The sequence below is a fragment of the Sulfurimonas lacustris genome (genome assembly GCF_059705355.1).
In genome coordinates this window covers 1,045,824-1,066,981 of the sequence record NZ_AP046125.1, presented here as the reverse complement: position 1 = coordinate 1,066,981, position 21,158 = coordinate 1,045,824, and the positions used below count along the sequence as shown (strand labels likewise).

Here is a 21,158-nt window from a genome sequence, read left to right as displayed (position 1 = left end):
TTTGAGTTATCGTAAGCTATCTTATAAATCTTGTTCATTACAGACCCCTATTTATGGAGTTATCTTGGCTATCTTGGTTATCTAGTAGTTCAAAAACCAATTTATTGTTTTGTTTTGGAATTCTTGTAGCTTTCCAATATTTATCTTTACCGTTTTGGATGATTTTATTTGCTTTATCTTTGTTGTAGCCTGCATCAGTTAAAGTGCTTAAAATATCACTGTATTTTGGCTTTTCATTACTTGAAGCGATAAATCTAATGATTTCCTCTTTCATTTCAAGGTCCTCATTTGTTTCCATCGCATAATCCACATCAACTTTTGTAAGGGTATTATCTTGGTTGTATTTAAAAGCTATGTAGTCAGATGTATTATTTCTATCTTTAATGGGGATGAGGATATAGGTCTGTTTATCTTCATTTTTTCTAAGCTCGAACGCTAAAGCAACATCTTCAGCAAATGCACTACTTCCAGCAAATTCTGAGTTAAACTCTTTTTGAAGTTTATTTTGGTGGTGTAAAAAGATAATCGTAGCACCGTTTTTTCTTAGGATTTTTAGAATATTCATAAGCTCTGTTACATCTTTGTGGTTGTTTCTATCTCCTGTTATGAAGTTTTTGATAGAGTCAAATACAATTAAACAATCTGTCAAATCAATCTTTTTTAGTTCATTAATTACTTGCATAAAGCTACTTCTTGATAGTTCAACTAAGTAGTTGAGTCTATTTCCAAATTTTTCTTTTAGATGGTGGATATTTCTTGTTTTTATAGTAAGCTCTGAATTGTCCCCATCAAGATAAAAAACTCTTTTGACTTTATCTTCACTAAGAAGCATATTACAAAGTGCAACCGAAACCAATGACTTACCAGTTCCTGGACGAGCTACAATCATTATGATGTCGTTTTTAACTAAAAAATTGTCGTAGAGATACTCAACTTTTTTGTTTTTGATTTTTTCAACATCTAAATCTAATGAGCCAATATATGCTTCAAATTTATCAGTAAAGGGTTTTAAATCTCTTATATCTCCAAGTGATTCCATTTTATCTTGCAACACTTGTAGGTCATTTATTTTTTTAAAATCTCCATCTTTTACTTTTGCAGCTACAACTGTTATTTGTCTCTCAAGACTATAAAATTTTAGTTGTTTGAGATAATCAGTTATAGAAGCTAGTGGATTTGCTGAAATAACCTCAAGATAATAGTTCTCTTGGATTTTTGCTTTATTTCTAAGATAAACTGTTATCTCATCTATTGGTCGGTCATTGTTGTATTGATCAATTATGGTATTAAAAATAAGTCCATGTTGTTCAAAATAAAAATCATTCGCTTCAATTATTGAGATAGCTTCATTGATTTTATCTACTTCAGGATAGGTTATAAGTGTGCTTAATATGGCTCTTTCGATACCAATTAAGCAGTCAAAACTGTAATTTGTGTTAGACTTCATCTGTTTGTTTCCTTATGCAACTTCGGATTCAAATACAAAAACAAGCTGAGAGTGGCCGCTTTCAGTTTGTTCTTTTTTTAGATTTAGTTTCACTAAATCATCAGTTCCAAAAACATCTTTGATACTCAAATCAAATTTTTTACAAAGCTCTTCGATATCCTCTTTATCAAGTGAACTATCAAAATATCCATCTTCCCAGATAAATTTCAAAGCTTGTATGATTTGCTCTTTTGGTAGTTTTTGTAGTTTTTCAAACTCCAAAATATCTTCTATATTGCTACATGCAGTACTTATCTCATCGTTAAAAGCGATTTTGATTTTTGAAATATCGATGTACTCTTTATAAGCTGGATTTGAAGTGAGATTAATAAAAGTGTTTATCCATCTATCAATAATCCATGCAACTGTTTTTTGACTTGAACAAAGATTGCTAAAAAGTTTGTTTTGAGATTTGATCGCTTTTTCATACATCTTAGTAGCTCTATTTGTAAGATATTCATCTACAATAGGTGCTACATCATCAACATATGAAGTTAAAAACATTTTTGATGTTTGCGTCTCAAAAAATTCTTTTGCACTATCTTTTGCCCAAGGTAGAATTGATTTAAAAATATTTATATCTTTAAATATCATTGCAGGATTGCTAATCTTTGGTGCAAGATATTCGACGGCTATCTGTTTTGAGTGCATTATTGCTCCTTTCTATATCGTTTACGATATTATTAGTATTTGAAACTTTATCATCTATAAATTTAAATATACCTTAAGCTATCACTTATATACTTTAAGATATTATTAGAAATTGATTGAATATTGTTTATTTAGGAAAGAATATGTATTTAAAAGAATTTAGAGAGCAGACTGGCTTATCACAAAAAGAATTTGCTGAGAAACTGGAATTAACACAAGTTACAATTGCCCGATATGAAACAGATAAAATGAATCCTACAAGTGCAGTAATTCAAAAATATATTGATGTTTTTGCTGCAAATCCAAGTTATCTTTTTTTAGGCTTAGAACCAAAATTTTTAACTTTTGAAGACAATAATTTGACTCAAGAAAACCATGAAGTATTGAAGGATTTAAATTTACTTTTGTCTCAAGATGAATTAAATCTTGAATTAAACAGTATTCTGATTAACAAAGTACTTGATAAATTTATTCACAATAAAGAAGAAAGCTCAACAGTTGAAAAATTACTCAAAGCTTTGAAACTCGAAGGACATATTCCAGTAAGACCATTTTTATTTTTATACTATATTTTCAGATATATTGCTGAAAATAAGGCTGAATTAGAAAATATTGAATCTTATAAAAAGTATATTGTTGATCTTGTAAGTAGATATAAAGTTTTTACGATTAAAAACAATCCTGCATTCACTAATAAAATCAAACAAGAATTTGAAGCAAATATTGAATTGAACTTTACCGAAAAGGAGTGTAAACTATTAATTACGCATCCTGAGGAAACCATTAAAAAATTGGAATCAAAAATGACTCCAATGATAGTGTTAGCACATCGTAAAATTGATATTAAAACTCTATTTCCTCCATTTGAAAAATAACTCTTAGTTAATATTTTTCTTTACAAAATGATAAAAAGCTGTATAGCTAATTTTTGTATCGGAATTTATTTTCGAGTTAATAATTTTCCATGTTGATGTTATTGAAGCTCCGCAATCAATTAACTCTCTGATTTCTCTTCTATACTTTTCCATTCTACTTTTTGCTGCCATTTGTTGCTCCTATTTTAATTCTTTACCCATATTCATAATTTTTGTTTGTTTCAAAATTATGAATACCTTGTAAATAAAATCAAACGAGGTGAACATGGAACAAAAAAACAACATTGTTGACAGTGGAACTCTTTCAAGTTTAGAGTTTCATACAAAGCTCTCCAAAGAGCAGCGAAAAACACTTATAAACTGGTTCAATAGGCAAAACATCGAATTTCAGATACTGATATTTGATGAGCAAAAAAATCAGTTTTTTAAACTCAAAAATGATGGAATTGATAAAAAGCTTTTATCTTTGGCTTCGTTTCTTCTTGCTATCAAGCACTTTTACGACAAAGAGCAGCTTTTAAAATCAAAAAATAAAAGTCAAACTCTAAATGAGCTTGGAGGTATCGCCAAATTAGAGAGGATAAAACTCAAAAAAGAGAAACCAAAGCAGAAGCTTCAAATGCTTTTATCGATTCATTCAGTTATTTTGGCACTGCATAATGATGGACATAGCCTAAGAGATATAAAACAACACCTGCAAAGCAAATATAGAAAAACTATCTCCCATACCTATCTATCACAATATATCAACGAGTACATCATAAAAAAGGATGTGAAAAATGTATAACCAAACAACTTTTATGATGATGCAGGTGGTTGTATTCTTTAGTGGAGTAATTGCTGGAGCTGGAATATTTTACTTTTTACAAGATAGATTCGCTCTTAGTATTCAAAAGCTTCTGATGAACTACTCATCAGAGTTTCAAACCCAACTAGCTCAAAATGTTGATGAGATAGAGGAGCAATTTAATGAGTATAAAAAATATCTTTTAAAAATTGCTAGTGAAAACGCAAAAGAGCAAAAAGATATTCAAGATAGTTTCAAACTTATAGATAACAGCCTTTCAAAATTTCATACAGAGATAAAGTCAACCCATTATGTGAGACAATCTTTAGAAGATGAGATTACAAAACTAAAAAATATTATCAAACGACAAAACAAACAAAAGGAGCGATAAATGGGATTTCCATTTGATATGTATGAAGATATGTTTAAAAAGAAAACAGGTGCAGAATTTACTCAAGAGGAAGCACAATATGTAATCGTTTATGGAAATGCTTCGCATATGTCATCATCTAAAAAAATATACTGTCATGCCTTGTATTGTATGAGAAGATTTTTTCCACTATTTCTGGTTCGATGGATTGTGCAAAAAAGAGTTAAAGAGACTTTTCAAAAAGAAAACGCACCACAAAGTATCCAACTGCTTTATAAAGATTTTGCAGAGGTTCTTTTAAATACTGCTATGAAAAACTACAGTACACATGGTGGGAAGTGTGAAAAGTCTTAAAATTTGAGCTTATATAAAAATAAATTTTAGCTATAATCAATCTCTATAGAAAGATTTTACATTAGTAAGATACTTAAATTTTTAGGAAAATTTTATGAAATATAATTTAGAAGATAGTAGTGATAACATAGTCGTTATTAGTGATATTGATGCTATGTATAAAAAAGTTGTCAACGAGTTTGGAGATGAAGCAATTTTTATAAATCCATACTGTATTCAGTGTGGAGCTCAAATTGATGTGAAAATAGATAATTTTACTTTTTATCAAGCAGAAAAAGGAAAGCATTTTTTATATTGTGAAAAATGTAATTCACCTTATGAACCTTTAAAGTAATCAAAAAAACATAGAAACAGCCACTAATGAAAAAAATCAGTATTGTCAATTTATCAGATATTATAGAGTTTGAGCCATCAGAGTTCTCTGTAAATCTTTTTTGGCAAACAAATCAAAGAAGCTATCAAAAAGTTTACTCTATCATCTCAAATTATCTTAGTACTTTAAACCACAATGATATAAAAACTCTTTGCGATAAATTTGGCAAAAATATGGTCAAAGCTGTTTTGGATGATAAATATAAATCGCTTTATAAAAAAGGATTTATCTCTACAAATGGGATAGATATTCAGCTAGAAGGTAAATATAATCAAAACCCTATCTATAAAGAGGTTTTAGGGATGATTAATAGTATTTAATCTACAATTTTTATAAAATTTCCACCATCTTACAAAAGAGTTCCTGTCAACTCTTTTGTAAAGCTTTGTAAAAAAAGGTGTAAATTACACCTCTTCTGTTTTTGTAAATTATCACTTAAAAATCCCCTAAAACAAGCAACTTTTCAAACAATCTAAAAAAACAAGGAAACGGGGAGCAAAAAATCTTATCGCAAATCTTTTTTTATAAGAGCGGTTATAGTTGACAAATTTGGTGTTAGAATTTTCTTTTTTATAACCCTTACGAAAAGTAAGCATTGATTCAAACAATGACTAAAGTTGAGCTAGACGGAAGAGTTTACCAGAATCTTTTCTTTCTAGACTACTAAAAAAACTGTGAAGCAAAATGTAAAGTTCTCAGATACTTTTCAAAACTGTATAGCCACCTTAGTGGTAGGAGAAACACCTAAATTTAGTTTTATTAGATCTATCAAAAATCTAATCTTTGTTTGATGCTTTCAAAGTGAAAAAAAGTAGAAGGACTCAACACATACCTGTATATAGAGGCAGGAAAAAGAAAAATTATAGATAAATGGAAAAAGTAAAAATGAGAGGAAGTGTATATTATCAAACAGCAGTGCTTACAAAGCTCATATTCTTTGAAGGTGCAAAAAAATTTGATAGAATCAATCCAAATCATGAACACTATGGATGTGTATCATCTTTTAAAACGATGGAGAGTTATAGAAATGTTTGGAATAACTTTTTTAACTATCTTTTAGAACACTTTAAATTCAAAAACTGTGAGCTTATAACAGATGAGCATATCAAAAGCTATATTGAGTATAAAATAGAATACTACCCATCTAAGCAATACTTGGAAAAAATCACATCTGCTCTTGGTAAACTAGAGATTGCCTTAAATCGCTACTCAAAAGAGAAATACCAATTTCCAATTATTTATGATTTTAAAATAAGACAAGAGCTTTTAAACAATGCTAGAGATTTAAAGCTTGTGGCAAATAACTATCATAACAGAGTATATGATAATCCACTTTTAATAATAGAAAATCTCTCCGATCCAAAACACCAATTGGCTGCAACAATACAGCTTGAAGGCGGTGCTAGAAGTGAGGGAGTGACACTTATCAAAAAAGATCAACTAAAAGCTATAAAAATTGATGAGATTACGAGCAAAAGTGTGGGAGTAATAGAAACCAAAGAAAAAGGTGGTAAAGTTGGCGATGTGTTTATCTCAACTAAAACTTATGAAACTTTGCAAAACTTCTTTTTGCAAAATGATACTTCATACTTTAAAATCTCTTATCAAGAGTATATTGATGATATTAAAAATACTTGTCAAAAATTAAATATCCCTCATCATGGTTCACACGGCTTTAGATGGACTTTTGCACAAAATCGTGTAAGAGAGTATCAAAATCACGGATACACTTATGAACAAGCCTTACAAGGTGTTAGCTGGGAGATGAAACACTATAGGGCAAGTATCACTGAGCACTATCTTGGACACTAAAAAATAAATCATTACAAAGGAAAAACAAAATGGAACCACTTATCATCAAAGAATATTTAACAGCTATAAAGCTTGATGAAGAAAATAAATTGCTATTCGCCTATGACATCAAAGATAAAATCATAGATGAGCAAAGTGAGGGAATTTTAAGTGAAATAAATGAGGTGATGTATCAAAAAATAGCATCATATTTTCATATTAAGCCAGAGAATTTTGGAGTACAAATGGTTTGATATTTGAGCTAAATTTTGGTAGAATTTGCTTTGAATATCAAGCCCTAAGACGGGAGCGACTCTGCTAGTTCTTGAGGGCTGAAAAATTAAACTTTCTCTAAAATCTCTTTCCGTTTTTCCCAATCACTCATATAAAGAGCTAAATAATCGTAAAATTGCTTAGAATGGTTTGGATAAAGCAAATGAACCAATTCGTGGAAAACTACATATTCTATACAGATCTTTGGCTTTTTTATAAGTTCAATATTAAGATTGATATATGATTTATGAGGATTACAGCTCCCCCATCTTGTTTTCATTTGTCTTATTTTTATATCTTTTATCTCTTGCTTCACAATTTTATTAAACTCTTGCAAAATATTAAAAAAATGAAGCAATGCTTTTTCATAGTACCACCCATAAACCAAATTTTGTTTTCGTTTTAAATCATTTTTATTTTTAACATAGATTTCTAAATAGCCTCTTTGAAGCTTAACAGCTTCTTTTTTTGCTTCAATAACTTTAAGCCTGTAACTTCGACCTAGATATTTAAAATCCTCTCCACTCACATACTCTTTTTCACTTGTTTCAAATGATGCAAAAAACTCTTTCTTTTTTTCAATCCATTTGGCTCTTTTTTTTACTATAAACTCTATATGCTCATCACTAGTCATCTTTGGAACAGTTAAAATTACTTCTCCAGATGGTTTTACTTTTAAAGTGATATTTTTTACATCTTTTTTAGTAATTTGGATGTTTTCAAGCATAAAAACTTATCCCTATACCTCTAATAGTTTGATAAATTTTTTCTTTGTTTTCGATTGATATATCATATTCATCCTCTATATCCCAAAGAACATCTTCCATTGCACTTGTTATTTCATTTTCAACATCTTTATTTTTATGCCATTCAGGTTTTTTAGAAGCTCCTGAATAAATTTCATCAAATTTTAAAGTCAAATTTTTAACAATTAGTTCAAAGTCCACAACTTCTAAGTTACCCAAAATGTCACCTAAATTATCATAAATAGCAATTAGAGTTTTTTTATTTTCAAATTCTTTTGGATATTTGTCTTCATTTGGTTGTGACATACCTGTAATTAGGTCTTTTAATTGTTTTGCTTTTGCTAATTTTTCCTCTTCACTGAGTCTTTTAGCTTTATATTCATTGATTACATCTTCAATCTGCTCGGCTATAGATTTGTAAAATGCTGGGTTTGATTCCATTTTTTCTTTTACTACAGCACTTACGGCACTCAAAATTGTGTCAGCTTTTGCACTTTTACCCTCTACTCTTTGCACCTCTTCTTCAAACTCTGTTTCAAAGATATTTACAAGCTTTGTAAGCTCATTCACCTCTTTGGCACTTACAAATGTATCAAGTAGCTTTTGCATCTGTTCTTCATATTTTCCAAAATCACAAGTTTCGTGATATCGTAGCTGCACTACTTTTCTGAGTTCATTGTAAAATTTGATTTTTTTCTTGTATAGCTTGATTTCATTCTCACTTAAAATGTCATCAATTTTTTCACTAGAAAGCGCCAATTTAAAAGCTCTAGCTAAGTGTGATAACCACTCTTTAAAATCATCTCTTTTTTGAATATCTGCTAAAACAACTACATAACTTTCTAAATCATCTTTAAATTTTACATCACTAAAAAGGTCTTCTAAATGGGTGTAATAAGTTTTAGCTTTTGCTATTTCGCTTCTTACATCTACTACAGCTCCCGTCAAATCCTCTGGATCAAAACCATCAAGTGAAGCATAATTTGTCAAAGCTTGGTCAAGTTCTCCTAGAAGCCCTCTATAATCAACAATATACCCATAATCTTTTCCATCATAAAGTCTATTTACCCTCGCAATTGCTTGTAAAAGATTATGTTCTTTTAGTTGTTTGTCTATATAAAGTGTACTTGCCCTTGGTGCATCAAAACCAGTTAAAAGCTTATCTACAACGATCAGTAAATCTATCTCATCACCATGGATAAATTCATTTTTTACATATTTTAGATATTCTTCTTCACTTCCATAGTTTTTGATAGTCTCTTGCCATGCTTTTGCCACATATTCTTTATTTCCACCATCTAATTCTTCATGTTCATTGCTTGAAATTACATAAGCAGTTCGTATATCTCCATACTCTTCAAAAATCTCATGATATTTTATAGCTTCATACTTGCTACTTGTTGCAAACATCGCTTTAAATCCACTATTTGACATTTTTAAAGTTTTTTTGAAGTGTTCATTGATATCTAGTGCTATAAGTTCAAGTCTTTGCTCACTTGATGCAACTTTTTGAAATCTTGCCCATTTGTGTTGCAAGTCTCTTTTTGCATCATCGCTTAGCTCACGAGAAATCATATTAAATTTTCGCACCAATCCATCTGGACTAAGTACCTCTTGATCTACAAGTCTTCCCTCATAAAGTAGTGGCAAAACAGCTCCATCTTTTACAGCATCATCTATTGTATATCTATGTATTTCACCACCAAACTTCAAAAAGCTATTTTTATTTTTCTCTTTTTTAAGAAGTGGTGTTCCTGTAAATCCAAGATAACAAGCAAGAGGTAGAGCTTTTTTCATGGCATTGTGCAAATCTCCACCTTGAGTACGGTGAGATTCATCCACTAGCACAAATACATTGTTATCATTGATAACAGTTTTTGAATTTCTTACCTTCTCAAACTTATGTACAAGTGTTGTAATCACACTTATACCGCTTTGAAGTTTTTCTATCAAATCACTTCCACTACTTGCTCTTCCTGCTTTGATGTCAGTATTTTCAAAAGTTTTATGAATCTGCTCATCCAAATCAACTCTATCGGTTACTACTATGATTTTTGCATTAGTGTAAGTTAATTTTAGAAGTTTTGTAAGCATTACCATTGTCAGAGATTTACCACTTCCTTGAGTATGCCAGATAAGTCCACCAGCTCTTATACCATCTGTTATCTTTTCTACTCTTTTAAGTGTCTTTTCAATTCCAAAGAACTGTTGATAACGGCTCACTTTTTTTACTTTTTTATCAAATAAAATATAGTGTCTTATAAGTCTTAACAGCCTATCTTTCGATAAAAGCGCAAATAAAGTAAGGTCAAGACTAGTTACTTCTCTATTTTGTATCATTGTTTTTATAGTTGCTTTTGATTTTTCGCTCTCTTCCTCTTTCCACAAGCTATAAAACTTTAAAGGTGTTCCCATAGTTCCATATCTAGCTTCATTGCTATTTGCTGCAATAGTTAGTTGGATATATTTAAACAGATGTGGGATTTCATCTTTTTTTTGCTCTTTTTCAAGTTGTTTGATACCATTTTCATAGTTCACACTTGATTTTTTTAGCTCAATCACCACCAGTGGAATACCATTTACAAAAACAACTAAATCAGGTCTTCTAGTCTTTGTGATTTCGTTTTGATTAGCACGATCTACTATAAACTCTTCTGTTACAAAGAAGTGGTTATTTTCAATATTTTCAAAGTCGATATATTTAAAAGAAAAACTCTTTTTAGTACCATCATCAAGATTCTCTTCATAGCTAGTACCTAAAAGCAGATGATTGGTAATCTTCTCATTTGCTACTATCAATCCCTCGTTTAAGGATACATCCAAGTCTTCTACTGCTTTGGCTATATTATTGGCACTAAATTTATAGTTTTGCCCTTTGTACTCATAGCTATTTATTGCATAAAGTCTCTCTATGAGTATCTTTTTTAAAAGCACGGTGGATGTTTTATTTTCTCTGAAAATAAGATTATCTTCTTTGGTTATAAACTTATAGCCAAAATCTTTATGGCTCAAAAGATCGATACAATTTTGTTGTATTACTTGTTCAAGTGTAATGTTATCATTCATTTTAAAATCTCCCAATATCCGCCTTTCGCACCGCCAATTCTTTCAAGCTTACCATCTTCTTTTAGTTTTTTAATTTGCCACTCAATACCTTTTACCGTTAGTTGCAGCGTATCGGCTAGTTCTTGATTTGTAATATTTGGATTAGCACTAATAAGCTCCAAAATTTTCTCCCTAGTTTTTACCCTAGTTTTTACCCTAGTTTCAGTATTTTCTATTTTATTAGGGGTATTATTAAAATAAAACTCCACCCAAAGACCATTTTCCCATCTAAACCGTGGAGTGATACCATTAAATTTTTGTGATTCTTCTATGATTTTTTCTATCCCTCTTCCCCAAGACTCTATATATCCAGCCAAGAAAAAAGGATAAGCAACTAGAGGATTATGTGGCTCGGATGTATGTTTTCGTAAAAGTGTATCTATAGTCCAGTGTGGTGGTAAATCTCCTGCATTCCACATAAGAAGTTTGTCATCATATACACTTATTTGGATGCTATTTTGTGAGCTATAATCTTTGTGAACAACTGCATTGATAAGAGCTTCCCTAAATGCTAGTTCTGAAATAGGAAAGCTCTCTACTCTTTGAATACCTTCATAGCTTATCAAAGCACTTAAATATTTTGTAAAGATAAGCTCCATAGCTTTATCTACTTGCTCAAATAGATTTCCCTCTATTATATCTTGATAGACTAAATCAGTGTTTGATTTGAAGTAACCTATCTTGATCATACTTCCCATGACATATTTCATAGGCTCTTTTGCAAAAAGTAGTGCAGTCGCTCGCTTGAGATAATCACCCTCTCGTAATCGTAATTTATCAACTAAAACATCATCACTCTCTTTTAAAAGTTCAGGATCTATTCTCTTCTTTTTAGAGGCTTTGTCTCTAAATAGTTTAAAAGCATAATGGTCCAAATCTGTATCTCCAAAATAAGGAACTGGTACACTATCCCAAGTTTTGCCTTGTGTTCTAAGTAAGAATTTATCAAGTGCCACACCTTTTAGCTCTTGTGTTGTGCTTCCACTTCTGTAGTAATATGAACCTTTATAGCTTATAGGGTATGGATATTTATCTGTAATGATTTCAATGTACTCTTTATCTTCATCTTGTAAAAGATTGACATCTACCATGATGCCTAAGATATCTCGTACTTTGTTTGGTATATCTTCAAGTAGTTTTTTAGCATTGTCGATGCCTTTGATTTCGCCATTATCATCTACACCGATATAAAGTTTCCCACCATCAGTATTGCCAAAAGCACGCGAGGCTTTAATATACTCATCTCTCCAAGATTGTTTAAATTCTATGTTTTGCGATTCGTTAATTTGTAGTTTCATATCTCTCTCCACATTTCCAATTCTTCCCAATTTTGCACAAACCCCATAGCTTTTATATCAACATTTGGATATTTTTGAAGCAGTTGTTTTATCTTGTCTTTAAACTCTATCTCATCTTCACCGATGCAAGTAAGGATATATTCAATAACACTTAAAGCAAAAAACACTTTTTTCGTACTATTTGCCAAGGATGCAAAACTAGGTTTATTTCGTGGCACTTCAAAACCAACTCCTAAGGTTTTATTCCAAAGCCTACTATGATGTGCACAAGCATTTCTTACACTTGAAAGTGCTTTAAACCATTTGAAAAATACAACTTTATTGATATTTCCCATTTTAGCTATAACTTGATTTTGCTCCTCTTCTTGCAATAACATAAAAAGTTTTGACAAAGACCCAAATGAGATAATCTCAACCACACTCCAAATAGGTAAATCTGATGAGTTATATTTGTCTTTAAAATGTTTGATAAAAACCTCTTTTGACCTCTCTTTTTCTTTGATAATATCTTGATACAACTCATCAAACTCTGTTTGGTAATTGCCTCGTAATGTCGCAATATAAAGATAGCCAAATGCTCCATATTTTTGTGAGTGATAATAAGCAATTTGTGTTCGTAAATATATCTCGATAACCTCAATAGCTTCAAATATAATTTTTCTAAGTTCAGTATCAAAATAATACAGCTTGATGATATCTTCAAAAGTTGTGTTCGACAAAAACTCATTTGGATTTGTGGAATCTTTTTTGTTTTGAAACGGTAAAAAATAAGCACTAAGTCTATAATAATTTATGTGTTCTAATTTTGATAATACATATTGTTCATTGGAAATTGTAAGTTTTCGCTCAATAAGTTTTTGAAGTTGTTCTTCAAATGTTTTATGCACTTTTGTATAAAGATTATTTTGATTTTTTAGCTCTTGAAGTTTTTCGTGAAGATTATTCATAACGAAGACCCTCTCTTTGGCACATAGCTAAAAGCTGGAGGTGGAAAGGGTGTGTTATTGAAATTGTAATACATAAACCCTTTAAAACTTCTGATACTCACACCTTAACCCTCGTCTCTCCAGTTAGTAGTTTTTGCATAAGTGCTTTTTTTTGTAGTTTTAGCTCTTCAAGTTTATTTTTAAGTAGATTTATTTCATCATCTGCAAGGCTTAAAACTTCGGCTATTTTTTGTTGTTCTGGGAGTGATGGAAATTTTGCTTTTGTTTCATTAAAATCTTTAATTGATAATGTAAATCTTGTACTTCCATTAGCTCTTTTAGCAAATTCTTTTAATATATCCACATTATTAAAAACATAACCACTAAATTTTAAATCAATACTCTTTTTAGGTCTAAATCTAACTAAATGATAGCTATATATTGTATTTAATAAATCTTCAAGTATTACGGCTGAATGTCCAATATCATCTGGTGTTTCCGATGATGGAGTAAATAATATATCACCTTTTTTTAGATTAACTTTTTCATATTGTTCCTCTTTAAGTGATGTTTCTGAGCATTTGAAATTTTGATCAATATGTTTGTTTCGATAAACATCCATATAATTAATAAGATTAACAAGCTTTTCATTTTCATTAATAACTTTATCAACACTACTTGTTTTGAACTCTCCTATATCTCCAAGATTTACTTCTTCCCACTCATCACTAAATCCACTAAAACGAACTTCACCGCTTAAAAGCTTTTGCATAAGGGCAATTTTAAGTAGCTCTTTTGCTCTCAAAAGCTCGGTTTGTTTGGTGATAGCTTCATCCCAAGTTGTCAAAATCTCGGCTATTTTTTCTTGCTCTTTTAGCGGTGGAATGGGGATTTGCAAAGCTTTTACAATATCTAAATTTAAATTATCTTGATTACTACCATGAGATAAATCTCTGATTTTTTCATAAGATTTATCTAAATAATTAAAAATAAAATTTGTTGAATAATTTTTATTTGGCTTAATTGAAGCAAAAGCTTGATTTATTGTGCTTTCAATTTTCAAGAGTGCAACTTTTCCTCTAGTTTTACCTTGTCCATACATTGCTAACAAAATTGTATTAATGGGCAATATTTTCATTTTTAATTCTTCAACTGCTTTATTAGTAATTTTTTCATTAGTTGAAACAATATAGGTTTCATTTACTTCCGTAGTAGTTGCCCAATTTATAGTTCCATTATCCCAAAATTGTTTATTACTTCTAAGTGGAGTTTTGCCAGTTTCAACAGTTGTTAGTTTTCCCAACTTCACAACCTCCCAATCTTCTGGAATAATCCCCACTTTTGTTTGCTTATAGCCTTGTTTGATTTCACTCATGACTTTTTATCCTCAAGGCTTTTGTGTGACTTTTCTATTTTGCTTACACTCTCTTTTGGAGTTGGTAAATCCTCTGGCATCGTTCCGCCAAGTTCAGCTATAGTTTCTCTTACTTTTTTGCCAACTTCATAGTGGGTTTGGTTGGCTTTTGTTTTGCCTTTGATATTGTCTCTTTTGAGTTTTTCTTCTGTTTGAGTAGCACGAAATAAATTGGCTGCTAGTTCTGTACTTCCCATATAATCAAGGATTTTATGAGATTTTTTAAGCCCTTTTTTCTCATGTATCCCTTTGGCATCAAGTCCACCATATAAGCCTTTGTATCCGTGATTTTGAAATATTGCAAAATCCAAATCAGTCTCAACCCCTGCAAGTTGTGCTGTTTCTACTAGCTGTTTATTATGTTCTTTAAGTTCATTTCGTAAAAATACCCTTTTTTCATCTTCTCTAAGCTGTGCAAATGCTTCATCATTTTGTAGCTCTTGTCTTCTTGTCTGTATAGCAAAATATGTTTGCCCACTTGCTACTACAGGCTTACTTGGGTCTGCATTTTGTACAACTAAATAACATGCATATCTTGAAAGTGCAAAAGATGTATAGCTATTTTTTGCACCTTTTCCGTGTGTTATCTCCTCGTTGACTTCAACGATGTGATCATTTACATCAAAACCACTATTGATACAAGCTTCTTTTGCTTTGTCTATTACTTTTGTAAAGTTTCTAAAATCTGTATAATCAAGAAGTTTTGCTAAAGCTCTTGCATACCAAAACTCATTGCCATTTTTATCTATTTGTTTTATCTCTTCAAATGTTTGGTGGTGTTGTAGTTCTATATCTTTTTTCATCTTATAGCCCCAACTCTTTTAGATAGCCACTCATTTTCGACTTTATCTCCACTAACTCATTTTCAATAGTTGCTATATTTGTTTTGGTAGCATCTAGGTCGATGATCTCTTCTTCTTCAAATGTATCTACATATCTAGGAATATTTAAGTTATAGTCGTTTTCTTGTATTTCATCTAGTGTTGCTACATGTGAGTACTTCTCTATCTCACTTCTGTTTTTATAAGTATCAAATATCTTTGCTATATGCTCATCTGTGAGGTTATTTTGATTTTTCCCTTTTTCAAATTCACGACTCGCATCTATAAAAAGTATGTCGTTATTAGCTCTATTTTTTTTGAATAGCAAAATACAAGCAGGTATTGAAGTCCCAAAAAATAAGTTTGCAGGTAAGCCAATAACCGTATCAAGAAGATTTTCTTCTATAAGTTTTGTTCTTATTTTTCCTTCACTAGCACCTCTAAATAAAACTCCATGAGGTAATATAACTCCCATTTTCCCATGAGAATTAAGTGAACTTAGCATGTGAAGTACAAAAGCATAATCCCCTTTGCTTTTTGGTGGTGTTCCGTGCTTAAATCTTCCAAAGCTATCATCGTTTGCTATCTCTTCACCCCATTTATCAAGACTAAACGGTGGATTTGCTACAACCACATCAAAAGTCTTTAGAAGATTGTCTTGCAAATGAAGTGGATTTCTTATAGTATCTCCCCACTCGATAACTGCATCGTTTATCTCATGTAAAAACATATTCATCTTACAAAGTGCTTGAGTTTGTCCATTTTTCTCTTGCCCATAAAGACGAAAGTTTTTACTTCCTATCTCTTTTGATGCTTTGATAAGTAGTGAACCAGAACCACATGTAGGGTCATAGATCATCTCTCCCTCTTTAGGTTCAACTAGTTTTGCTAAAAGAGTTGATACTTCACTTGGGGTATAAAACTCCCCACCTTTTTTCCCTGCATCACTTGCAAAGTGTGAGATAAGGTACTCATAAGCATCTCCGATGACATCATTGCCCTCTAACATTGAAGGTCTAAGGTCTAGTCTTGTATCACTAAAGTCTTCGATAAGGTTTTTAAGTATAGTGTTTCTCTCTTTTGTATCACCTAGTTTGTTTTTGTTATTGAAGTCTATGCTTCTAAAGATACCTTCTAGTTTATCTCTGTTGTCCTCTTCGATTCTTTCAAGGACTTTGTTCATTATCTCACCAAGGTTTGGAGCCTCTTTGTGTTTAACCAAATAATCAAATGTGCAACTCTCATCAAGTCTGAATTTTTCTCTTTTTAGCTTTGCTTCGATTCTATCAGTCTTATCACCGTACTCTGCTTGTAGCTGTTCTAGTTTTTCTTTATAAAAATCAGAAAGATACTTCACAAATAGCATCGTAAGAACATAATCTTTATAATCACTTCCATCCATCGTACCTCTGAATGTATCGCAAGCTTTCCATACTACATTGTTGATTGTGCTTTGAGTCGTTTTTTTCATTTAATTATTCTCCTTGTAATACTAATGTTTCAAATATCTCTTTTGACTGTTTTTGTTTTTCGTTTATTAGGTTATGTAAAAGCTCGTTTTCTTTATGAGCAAGTTTTAGATATTCTACTATCTTTTTTTGTTTATCTAGGTTTATAAAAGGTATTTTTATCTCGTTTACATCTGCAACTTTTATCATAGGTATGGTTGTACCTGATAGCTCAGTAGATAAAGCTCTTCTTACGATAGTACTGTTTAGATAATGAGCTACAAAATTTGGATCAAATCTACTATCTTTAAGTTTTACACGAACCATCAAAGATGGATAGATAAGATTTTCATACTCTTTGTCTATATATACTGCAAAGTTTGGTTCTCTAAGCCTTAAGAGGATGTCACCTTGTTTTGCTTGATAATCTTCTTTGATTTGCTCATTTGAAATAAACTCATCTGCAAAAGTATTATCATAGACGGCATCTTCATTAAAAGACTTGAGAGATACAACACTGTAATATAACTTTTGATCCTTGCTCATATCAGCTTTTTTTCTGTTAAGCACAAGTCCAGTTTTTATCTCGGCTATGTCGTTTAGTTTAATCACGAAGAAACCTTTGCCAATTTATAAATCACATAATCTTCTTTGTTAATAGAGACCGCTTTAAAATTAAAATTATGTAAGATTTTAGTCATTTCTTTTGATTTTTCTTTACATCTTGCCATTAAACTATAATTTGGAAATTCTCGATTAATCATTTTAAATAAAACTTCCATATATTTTGTTCCATTACCACTGTCTCTGTATTTAGGTAAAATGGAAAAGTACCAGATTTCAATTTCTTTGTTAGCAGAATCAATAGCTAATGTCATAAAACCGATAGTCTCTTTTTCATATAATGCACATGATAAAGTTATTGCATTTCTTCCACGAGCATCAACTCCATGTTTTCCATTTGTCATATGTTCGATCATATGGTGAAATTGATTTTTATCGCTTATGATACTTTTTTCATAACTACCATTATTGACTCCATCTATAAATAGATCTTTGATTATTTCAAAATCACTAGTTTTTGTATCAATGAGGTCAAATTGTGGTACAAAAAATTTTCTTACAAATGAAAGCATTTACTACCTTTTTATTTTTAATGCACTATCTTACAAATAATACATTTATTTCAAAAGTATAGCAAATGAAAATATTATTGTCAAGAGTTTTTTGTCGTATTATTAAAATAATACAATATTAACTATTAAATACATAAATGTTAATAGCTATAACAGAAAGTATTAGAATAACATCAACTTTCCAGCTCCAGTAGTTAGCAATATTATTGAAATCACTGCCACTTGCTCCATCATCCGAACTATCTGAGCTACAACCATAAGGTGTTCCTCCTGCATCAATACCTCTACCTGACATCGGTAAACCTGTAGTTGGGTTCATATCGTTCATTGTTTTCTTCCTTTTTATAAATATCTTTATAGGTATTCATAATTCCAGTACGAAAAACAAATGTTTTTCGACATACCTACCAGCTTATCTTAATTCCATTACAAAATATTCAAAAAAATAAACGAAAAACTATGTCGGATTATGAATATATACGAAAACATTTTTATGGAGGTTATTCGTATGTTAGTTGGTTATATGAGAGTTTCAACAGAGGAACAAACCACATCTTTGCAAAAAGATGCTCTTTTGAAGTATGGAATCGATGAGAGAAATATTTTTGCAGATATTGTATCTGGTGCTTCAAAAAATCGTGATGGATTAAATGCTGCATTAGAGTTTTTAAAAAGTGGTGATACCTTAGTGGTTTGGAAGCTTGATAGACTTGGCAGGAGTTTGGCTCATTTGATTTCTATTATCACATCATTGAAAGAAAAAAATATTGCTTTTGTATCTCTTACTGAGGGGATGGATACCACGACTGCTAGCGGAGAGCTATTTTTTCATATATTTGGTGCATTGGCTCAATTTGAGCGAAGTTTGATTCAGCAAAGGGTCAAAGCTGGACTTGAATCTGCAAGACTAAGAGGCAAATCTGGTGGTCGCCCAAAAGCTATCGACGATGAAAAATTAAAAGCTATCAAAGAAGCTTTGGCAAGTGGTATGAGCAAGGCTGCTATTTGTAGAACTTTTGGTGTCAAAAGAAGCACTTTGATTGACAGTTTGAGGAGGGATAATTAAAATAATCCCTCTTTCTGTTTTTGCATTAATCACCTAAATCATTTTTTGGATTTTCTAATGATTGTTTCATTTGTTGTTTAAATTCCCATCTCATATGTTCTGAACAAATATCATTGATATACCCAATAGTATTGTGTTTAGAGTTGTTAACACCAAAAATTTCTTGCAAGTTCGATACTAAATCACGAAAACATTCAAACTCTTCTTGTTTAGTGTCACGATGATTGTATTCAGGTTCTTGAATTACAATTTTCTTTTCAATGCTATCTTCATATTCTGGTGGAATTGTTATTATATAACCATTTGTTGCCGTTTCAATTTCTATTTTCATAACCTGTCTACCTTACTTTCATATTTTCTATCACTGATACAAAAAACTCTTTAGACCAAAGTTCAATCTCTCTTATATCTTTTATAAAAGGTTGTACATCATTTTTTGCTTTTACAATATCAAGTGTTTCTATCCTTTGTAAAAGTAGCTCTTTTATAGTTTGCTTGTTAAGTTCACTTGGCATTTGTATATTATTCTCTTCCAAATACTTACAACTCTGATTTAGCCTTGCTTTTAGATGAATAGAATCAAGTTCCACTTCATTTGCGATATACCAAACCAAATCATACCAATCTCGCCCCTTTGGTCTTGTGCTCCATGCACGGCATAAAATCGCATGTATTTTACCTGCATAGAGTGACGGTAAAGTGAAAGCATTTATTGAAAATGGTCTTGGTGTTAGTCTGATAACATTTACTGTTTCAAACTCTAATGGTGGATTTGTATCAACTTCTAATTTTATTTTTACCGCTTGATCTCTGTGAATCTTATTTGTTATATCTTTTGGAGCATTTATGTTTATCAAATGCTCTATAGTATTGCCTTTTACAAAGGCTGATGCTATTGCACTACTATTATTTTTCTCTTTTATCTCTATTGTTACATCAAACCCAAAAGCTTTTAAAGTAGATATGATCACTTCTTCATAAGGTTTTAGGTTAAACTCTGGATTACTTTGTAAAAGTGAAAAGTCCAAGTCTTCCGAAAACCTTGGAAGATTATGAAGTATTCTAAGAGCCGTTCCTCCGTAAAAAGCAGCATGTTTAAAAAATCCTGCATCATAAAGTCCCAGCAATACTATCTCTTGTAAAATCTCTCTTAGAGCATCATAGCTACTATTGGAGTTTGTCAAATCATACTTTTGAAGCATTTTTATAAGTGCTGGATGTGTCATAGTTTTCCTTTGTGAACTAGTTGTGCCAATGTTTTTAAATTTTTAGATCTATAAGCGGTTGCAATCTCTTCTATAAGATGGCTATCTAGTGGGTTTGTAATTTCAAGTCGTAAATCATACTTTAGGTACTCCGTCATTGCACTTTGGGTAAGTGTACCTATACCTCTATCATATCGTATCTTGTCGCACAAAGCTTTTTCAGGTGTTGCTATAAATCTTCCACCATCATTCTCATCATAAATCCAATCAACACCTAAAGAATAAGCTTGAAGTGGCACTTTTTTATAACTAAATCTTCCAACAGGTGTTTCAAAAAGTTTTTCATTTCTACTTGTAGCTGATGTTATTTCAGTTACTCTTTCAGGTATCATCCCATAGTAGCTTAACGCATAATCAAAAGATACATACGATGGTGTATAAAGTGTATTTGCAATACTGATTAGATCAATTGGTCTTGTAAGATAAGCTTTTGAAAAAGTGTAAAAACCTTTTTTAAGTCTTACAAGTTCACCACTTTTTACAAGATTTGAGATTTTATCATTGACATTACTAACTGATTTTTCAAGTAATGAATAAACCATTTCATGGGAAAATATGGACAATGGCAAAGCATTTCTTAATTCTATTGTTTTCATAAGAGTTATTATACTATAAAATCAATAATATTATATAGATAATCCAATAATATTGGAGTAAAGAATAAAAATAATGATATTTAATTCACAGACTATGTAATACTTTACAATAAAATAGAATATTTTTATGTAATAGGATACATATTAGTTGAAGATTATGCTATTGCAAAACTGCATAACTTGACAAACTGCGAAAGTATTTTTATTTCATAAAAGATGTCAATATTGCATAGCAAATCGAAATTTTTTCGATTAGCTATGCAAGAATATAATATCAATAACAAATTGTAAATTTTAAATTAATCTAAAACATGCACGAGCTACATGAGATTTATTCATATATATTTGTAGTTATATATGAATATATGATATAATTA

Annotated in this window: 25 protein-coding genes; 9 read left to right on the top strand and 16 right to left on the bottom strand. The window is 30.8% G+C overall.

The window, feature by feature from the left end:
- Nucleotides 1-37: 37 nt before the first annotated feature.
- Both AC6H4V_RS05635 and AC6H4V_RS05630 read right to left on the bottom strand, forming a co-directional pair.
- Entirely contained in the window at nt 38-1,447 is a 1,410-nt protein-coding gene (locus tag AC6H4V_RS05635) for a DnaB-like helicase N-terminal domain-containing protein (protein ID WP_497607839.1), read from the bottom strand.
- 12 nt (nt 1,448-1,459) lie between these two features.
- Entirely contained in the window at nt 1,460-2,137 is a 678-nt protein-coding gene (locus tag AC6H4V_RS05630; protein ID WP_497607838.1) for a hypothetical protein, read from the bottom strand.
- A gap of 143 nt (nt 2,138-2,280) precedes the next feature.
- Between AC6H4V_RS05630 and AC6H4V_RS05625 the strand changes: the two genes are divergently transcribed.
- Nucleotides 2,281-3,012 carry a helix-turn-helix domain-containing protein gene (locus AC6H4V_RS05625; RefSeq protein WP_497607837.1) on the top strand — a complete coding sequence of 244 codons (732 nt, stop codon included), beginning with the start codon at nt 2,281-2,283 and terminating at the stop codon, nt 3,010-3,012.
- Between the two features lie 3 nt (nt 3,013-3,015).
- Here AC6H4V_RS05625 and AC6H4V_RS05620 read toward each other — a convergent pair whose 3' ends face one another.
- Complete coding sequence (locus AC6H4V_RS05620; RefSeq protein WP_497607836.1) at nt 3,016-3,183, bottom strand: hypothetical protein; 168 nt, start codon at nt 3,181-3,183, stop codon at nt 3,016-3,018.
- A gap of 94 nt (nt 3,184-3,277) precedes the next feature.
- Here AC6H4V_RS05620 and AC6H4V_RS05615 point away from each other — a divergent pair, with 94 nt between their 5' ends.
- The 7 genes from AC6H4V_RS05615 (at nt 3,278) to AC6H4V_RS05585 (ending at nt 6,941) form a co-directional block, all read left to right on the top strand.
- Nucleotides 3,278-3,799 (top strand): hypothetical protein, encoded by a 522-nt coding sequence (locus AC6H4V_RS05615; protein ID WP_497607835.1) that lies wholly within the window; start codon nt 3,278-3,280, stop codon nt 3,797-3,799.
- Nucleotides 3,792-4,190, top strand: a complete 399-nt coding sequence (locus AC6H4V_RS05610; RefSeq protein WP_497607834.1) for a hypothetical protein — start codon at nt 3,792-3,794, stop codon at nt 4,188-4,190. Before AC6H4V_RS05615 ends, AC6H4V_RS05610 begins: the two co-directional genes overlap by 8 nt.
- Nucleotides 4,191-4,523 carry a hypothetical protein gene (locus tag AC6H4V_RS05605; protein ID WP_497607833.1) on the top strand — a complete coding sequence of 111 codons (333 nt, stop codon included), beginning with the start codon at nt 4,191-4,193 and terminating at the stop codon, nt 4,521-4,523.
- A gap of 94 nt (nt 4,524-4,617) precedes the next feature.
- Nucleotides 4,618-4,857 (top strand): hypothetical protein, encoded by a 240-nt coding sequence (locus tag AC6H4V_RS05600; RefSeq protein ID WP_141050268.1) that lies wholly within the window; start codon nt 4,618-4,620, stop codon nt 4,855-4,857.
- 26 nt (nt 4,858-4,883) lie between these two features.
- The gene (locus AC6H4V_RS05595) at nt 4,884-5,216 is read left to right on the top strand and encodes a hypothetical protein (protein ID WP_497607832.1); all 333 of its coding nucleotides are present in this window, start codon (nt 4,884-4,886) and stop codon (nt 5,214-5,216) included.
- Nucleotides 5,217-5,781: 565 nt separating this feature from the next.
- On the top strand, nt 5,782-6,708 hold the full coding sequence (locus AC6H4V_RS05590) for a hypothetical protein (RefSeq protein WP_497607831.1): 927 nt from the start codon (nt 5,782-5,784) through the stop codon (nt 6,706-6,708).
- Between the two features lie 29 nt (nt 6,709-6,737).
- The gene (locus tag AC6H4V_RS05585; protein ID WP_497607830.1) at nt 6,738-6,941 is read left to right on the top strand and encodes a hypothetical protein; all 204 of its coding nucleotides are present in this window, start codon (nt 6,738-6,740) and stop codon (nt 6,939-6,941) included.
- Nucleotides 6,942-7,027: 86 nt separating this feature from the next.
- Here the strand turns inward: AC6H4V_RS05585 and AC6H4V_RS05580 are convergent, their stop codons facing one another.
- The 10 genes from AC6H4V_RS05580 to AC6H4V_RS05535 form a co-directional block, all read right to left on the bottom strand.
- A complete protein-coding gene (locus tag AC6H4V_RS05580) occupies nt 7,028-7,687 on the bottom strand; it encodes a M48 family metallopeptidase (protein WP_497607829.1) in 660 nt (219 codons plus the stop codon).
- Complete coding sequence (locus tag AC6H4V_RS05575) at nt 7,680-10,772, bottom strand: type I restriction endonuclease subunit R (RefSeq protein ID WP_497607828.1); 3,093 nt, start codon at nt 10,770-10,772, stop codon at nt 7,680-7,682. Before AC6H4V_RS05575 ends, AC6H4V_RS05580 begins: the two co-directional genes overlap by 8 nt.
- Nucleotides 10,769-12,109 carry an ATP-binding protein gene (locus AC6H4V_RS05570; protein ID WP_497607827.1) on the bottom strand — a complete coding sequence of 447 codons (1,341 nt, stop codon included), beginning with the start codon at nt 12,107-12,109 and terminating at the stop codon, nt 10,769-10,771. Before AC6H4V_RS05570 ends, AC6H4V_RS05575 begins: the two co-directional genes overlap by 4 nt.
- Nucleotides 12,106-12,996, bottom strand: a complete 891-nt coding sequence (locus AC6H4V_RS05565) for an Abi family protein (protein WP_497607826.1) — start codon at nt 12,994-12,996, stop codon at nt 12,106-12,108. Before AC6H4V_RS05565 ends, AC6H4V_RS05570 begins: the two co-directional genes overlap by 4 nt.
- Before the next feature lie 157 nt (nt 12,997-13,153).
- Nucleotides 13,154-14,410, bottom strand: coding sequence for a restriction endonuclease subunit S (locus tag AC6H4V_RS05560; protein ID WP_497607825.1), 1,257 nt, complete (start codon nt 14,408-14,410; stop codon nt 13,154-13,156).
- The gene (gene dinD / locus AC6H4V_RS05555; protein WP_497607824.1) at nt 14,407-15,252 is read right to left on the bottom strand and encodes a DNA damage-inducible protein D; all 846 of its coding nucleotides are present in this window, start codon (nt 15,250-15,252) and stop codon (nt 14,407-14,409) included. Before dinD ends, AC6H4V_RS05560 begins: the two co-directional genes overlap by 4 nt.
- A gap of 1 nt (nt 15,253) precedes the next feature.
- Nucleotides 15,254-16,741: a type I restriction-modification system subunit M gene (locus AC6H4V_RS05550; RefSeq protein WP_497607823.1), complete on the bottom strand. Its 1,488-nt coding sequence runs from the start codon at nt 16,739-16,741 to the stop codon at nt 15,254-15,256.
- Nucleotides 16,742-16,745: 4 nt separating this feature from the next.
- On the bottom strand, nt 16,746-17,330 hold the full coding sequence (locus AC6H4V_RS05545; RefSeq protein WP_497607822.1) for a restriction endonuclease subunit S: 585 nt from the start codon (nt 17,328-17,330) through the stop codon (nt 16,746-16,748).
- Complete coding sequence (locus AC6H4V_RS05540; RefSeq protein WP_497607821.1) at nt 17,327-17,854, bottom strand: GNAT family N-acetyltransferase; 528 nt, start codon at nt 17,852-17,854, stop codon at nt 17,327-17,329. The genes AC6H4V_RS05545 and AC6H4V_RS05540 overlap by 4 nt, the downstream gene beginning before the upstream one ends.
- Before the next feature lie 118 nt (nt 17,855-17,972).
- Nucleotides 17,973-18,182 (bottom strand): hypothetical protein, encoded by a 210-nt coding sequence (locus AC6H4V_RS05535; RefSeq protein ID WP_497607820.1) that lies wholly within the window; start codon nt 18,180-18,182, stop codon nt 17,973-17,975.
- A 180-nt stretch (nt 18,183-18,362) separates the two neighbouring features.
- Here AC6H4V_RS05535 and AC6H4V_RS05530 point away from each other — a divergent pair, with 180 nt between their 5' ends.
- Entirely contained in the window at nt 18,363-18,920 is a 558-nt protein-coding gene (locus AC6H4V_RS05530) for a recombinase family protein (protein WP_497607819.1), read from the top strand.
- 25 nt (nt 18,921-18,945) lie between these two features.
- Here AC6H4V_RS05530 and AC6H4V_RS05525 read toward each other — a convergent pair whose 3' ends face one another.
- The 3 genes from AC6H4V_RS05525 to AC6H4V_RS05515 are packed head-to-tail and all read right to left on the bottom strand — an operon-like array spanning nt 18,946 to nt 20,781.
- The gene (locus AC6H4V_RS05525; RefSeq protein ID WP_497607818.1) at nt 18,946-19,251 is read right to left on the bottom strand and encodes a hypothetical protein; all 306 of its coding nucleotides are present in this window, start codon (nt 19,249-19,251) and stop codon (nt 18,946-18,948) included.
- A gap of 7 nt (nt 19,252-19,258) precedes the next feature.
- Nucleotides 19,259-20,146 carry a nucleotidyl transferase AbiEii/AbiGii toxin family protein gene (locus tag AC6H4V_RS05520; protein ID WP_497607817.1) on the bottom strand — a complete coding sequence of 296 codons (888 nt, stop codon included), beginning with the start codon at nt 20,144-20,146 and terminating at the stop codon, nt 19,259-19,261.
- On the bottom strand, nt 20,143-20,781 hold the full coding sequence (locus AC6H4V_RS05515) for a type IV toxin-antitoxin system AbiEi family antitoxin domain-containing protein (RefSeq protein ID WP_497607816.1): 639 nt from the start codon (nt 20,779-20,781) through the stop codon (nt 20,143-20,145). Before AC6H4V_RS05515 ends, AC6H4V_RS05520 begins: the two co-directional genes overlap by 4 nt.
- Nucleotides 20,782-21,158: the final 377 nt, after the last annotated feature.

Coding starts and splice junctions, on each gene's coding strand:
- AC6H4V_RS05540 (WP_497607821.1), bottom strand. CDS start 17,854: ATGCTTTCATTTGTAAGAAAATTTTTTGTACCACAATTTGACCTCATT.
- AC6H4V_RS05560 (WP_497607825.1), bottom strand. CDS start 14,410: ATGAGTGAAATCAAACAAGGCTATAAGCAAACAAAAGTGGGGATTATT.
- AC6H4V_RS05525 (WP_497607818.1), bottom strand. CDS start 19,251: ATGAAAATAGAAATTGAAACGGCAACAAATGGTTATATAATAACAATT.
- AC6H4V_RS05570 (WP_497607827.1), bottom strand. CDS start 12,109: ATGAAACTACAAATTAACGAATCGCAAAACATAGAATTTAAACAATCT.
- AC6H4V_RS05615 (WP_497607835.1), top strand. CDS start 3,278: ATGGAACAAAAAAACAACATTGTTGACAGTGGAACTCTTTCAAGTTTA.
- AC6H4V_RS05595 (WP_497607832.1), top strand. CDS start 4,884: ATGAAAAAAATCAGTATTGTCAATTTATCAGATATTATAGAGTTTGAG.
- AC6H4V_RS05585 (WP_497607830.1), top strand. CDS start 6,738: ATGGAACCACTTATCATCAAAGAATATTTAACAGCTATAAAGCTTGAT.
- AC6H4V_RS05625 (WP_497607837.1), top strand. CDS start 2,281: ATGTATTTAAAAGAATTTAGAGAGCAGACTGGCTTATCACAAAAAGAA.
- AC6H4V_RS05575 (WP_497607828.1), bottom strand. CDS start 10,772: ATGAATGATAACATTACACTTGAACAAGTAATACAACAAAATTGTATC.
- AC6H4V_RS05535 (WP_497607820.1), bottom strand. CDS start 18,182: ATGAACGATATGAACCCAACTACAGGTTTACCGATGTCAGGTAGAGGT.
- AC6H4V_RS05605 (WP_497607833.1), top strand. CDS start 4,191: ATGGGATTTCCATTTGATATGTATGAAGATATGTTTAAAAAGAAAACA.
- AC6H4V_RS05520 (WP_497607817.1), bottom strand. CDS start 20,146: ATGACACATCCAGCACTTATAAAAATGCTTCAAAAGTATGATTTGACA.
- AC6H4V_RS05550 (WP_497607823.1), bottom strand. CDS start 16,741: ATGAAAAAAACGACTCAAAGCACAATCAACAATGTAGTATGGAAAGCT.
- AC6H4V_RS05530 (WP_497607819.1), top strand. CDS start 18,363: ATGTTAGTTGGTTATATGAGAGTTTCAACAGAGGAACAAACCACATCT.
- dinD (WP_497607824.1), bottom strand. CDS start 15,252: ATGAAAAAAGATATAGAACTACAACACCACCAAACATTTGAAGAGATA.
- AC6H4V_RS05600 (WP_141050268.1), top strand. CDS start 4,618: ATGAAATATAATTTAGAAGATAGTAGTGATAACATAGTCGTTATTAGT.
- AC6H4V_RS05590 (WP_497607831.1), top strand. CDS start 5,782: ATGAGAGGAAGTGTATATTATCAAACAGCAGTGCTTACAAAGCTCATA.
- AC6H4V_RS05635 (WP_497607839.1), bottom strand. CDS start 1,447: ATGAAGTCTAACACAAATTACAGTTTTGACTGCTTAATTGGTATCGAA.
- AC6H4V_RS05610 (WP_497607834.1), top strand. CDS start 3,792: ATGTATAACCAAACAACTTTTATGATGATGCAGGTGGTTGTATTCTTT.
- AC6H4V_RS05580 (WP_497607829.1), bottom strand. CDS start 7,687: ATGCTTGAAAACATCCAAATTACTAAAAAAGATGTAAAAAATATCACT.
- AC6H4V_RS05620 (WP_497607836.1), bottom strand. CDS start 3,183: ATGGCAGCAAAAAGTAGAATGGAAAAGTATAGAAGAGAAATCAGAGAG.
- AC6H4V_RS05630 (WP_497607838.1), bottom strand. CDS start 2,137: ATGCACTCAAAACAGATAGCCGTCGAATATCTTGCACCAAAGATTAGC.
- AC6H4V_RS05515 (WP_497607816.1), bottom strand. CDS start 20,781: ATGAAAACAATAGAATTAAGAAATGCTTTGCCATTGTCCATATTTTCC.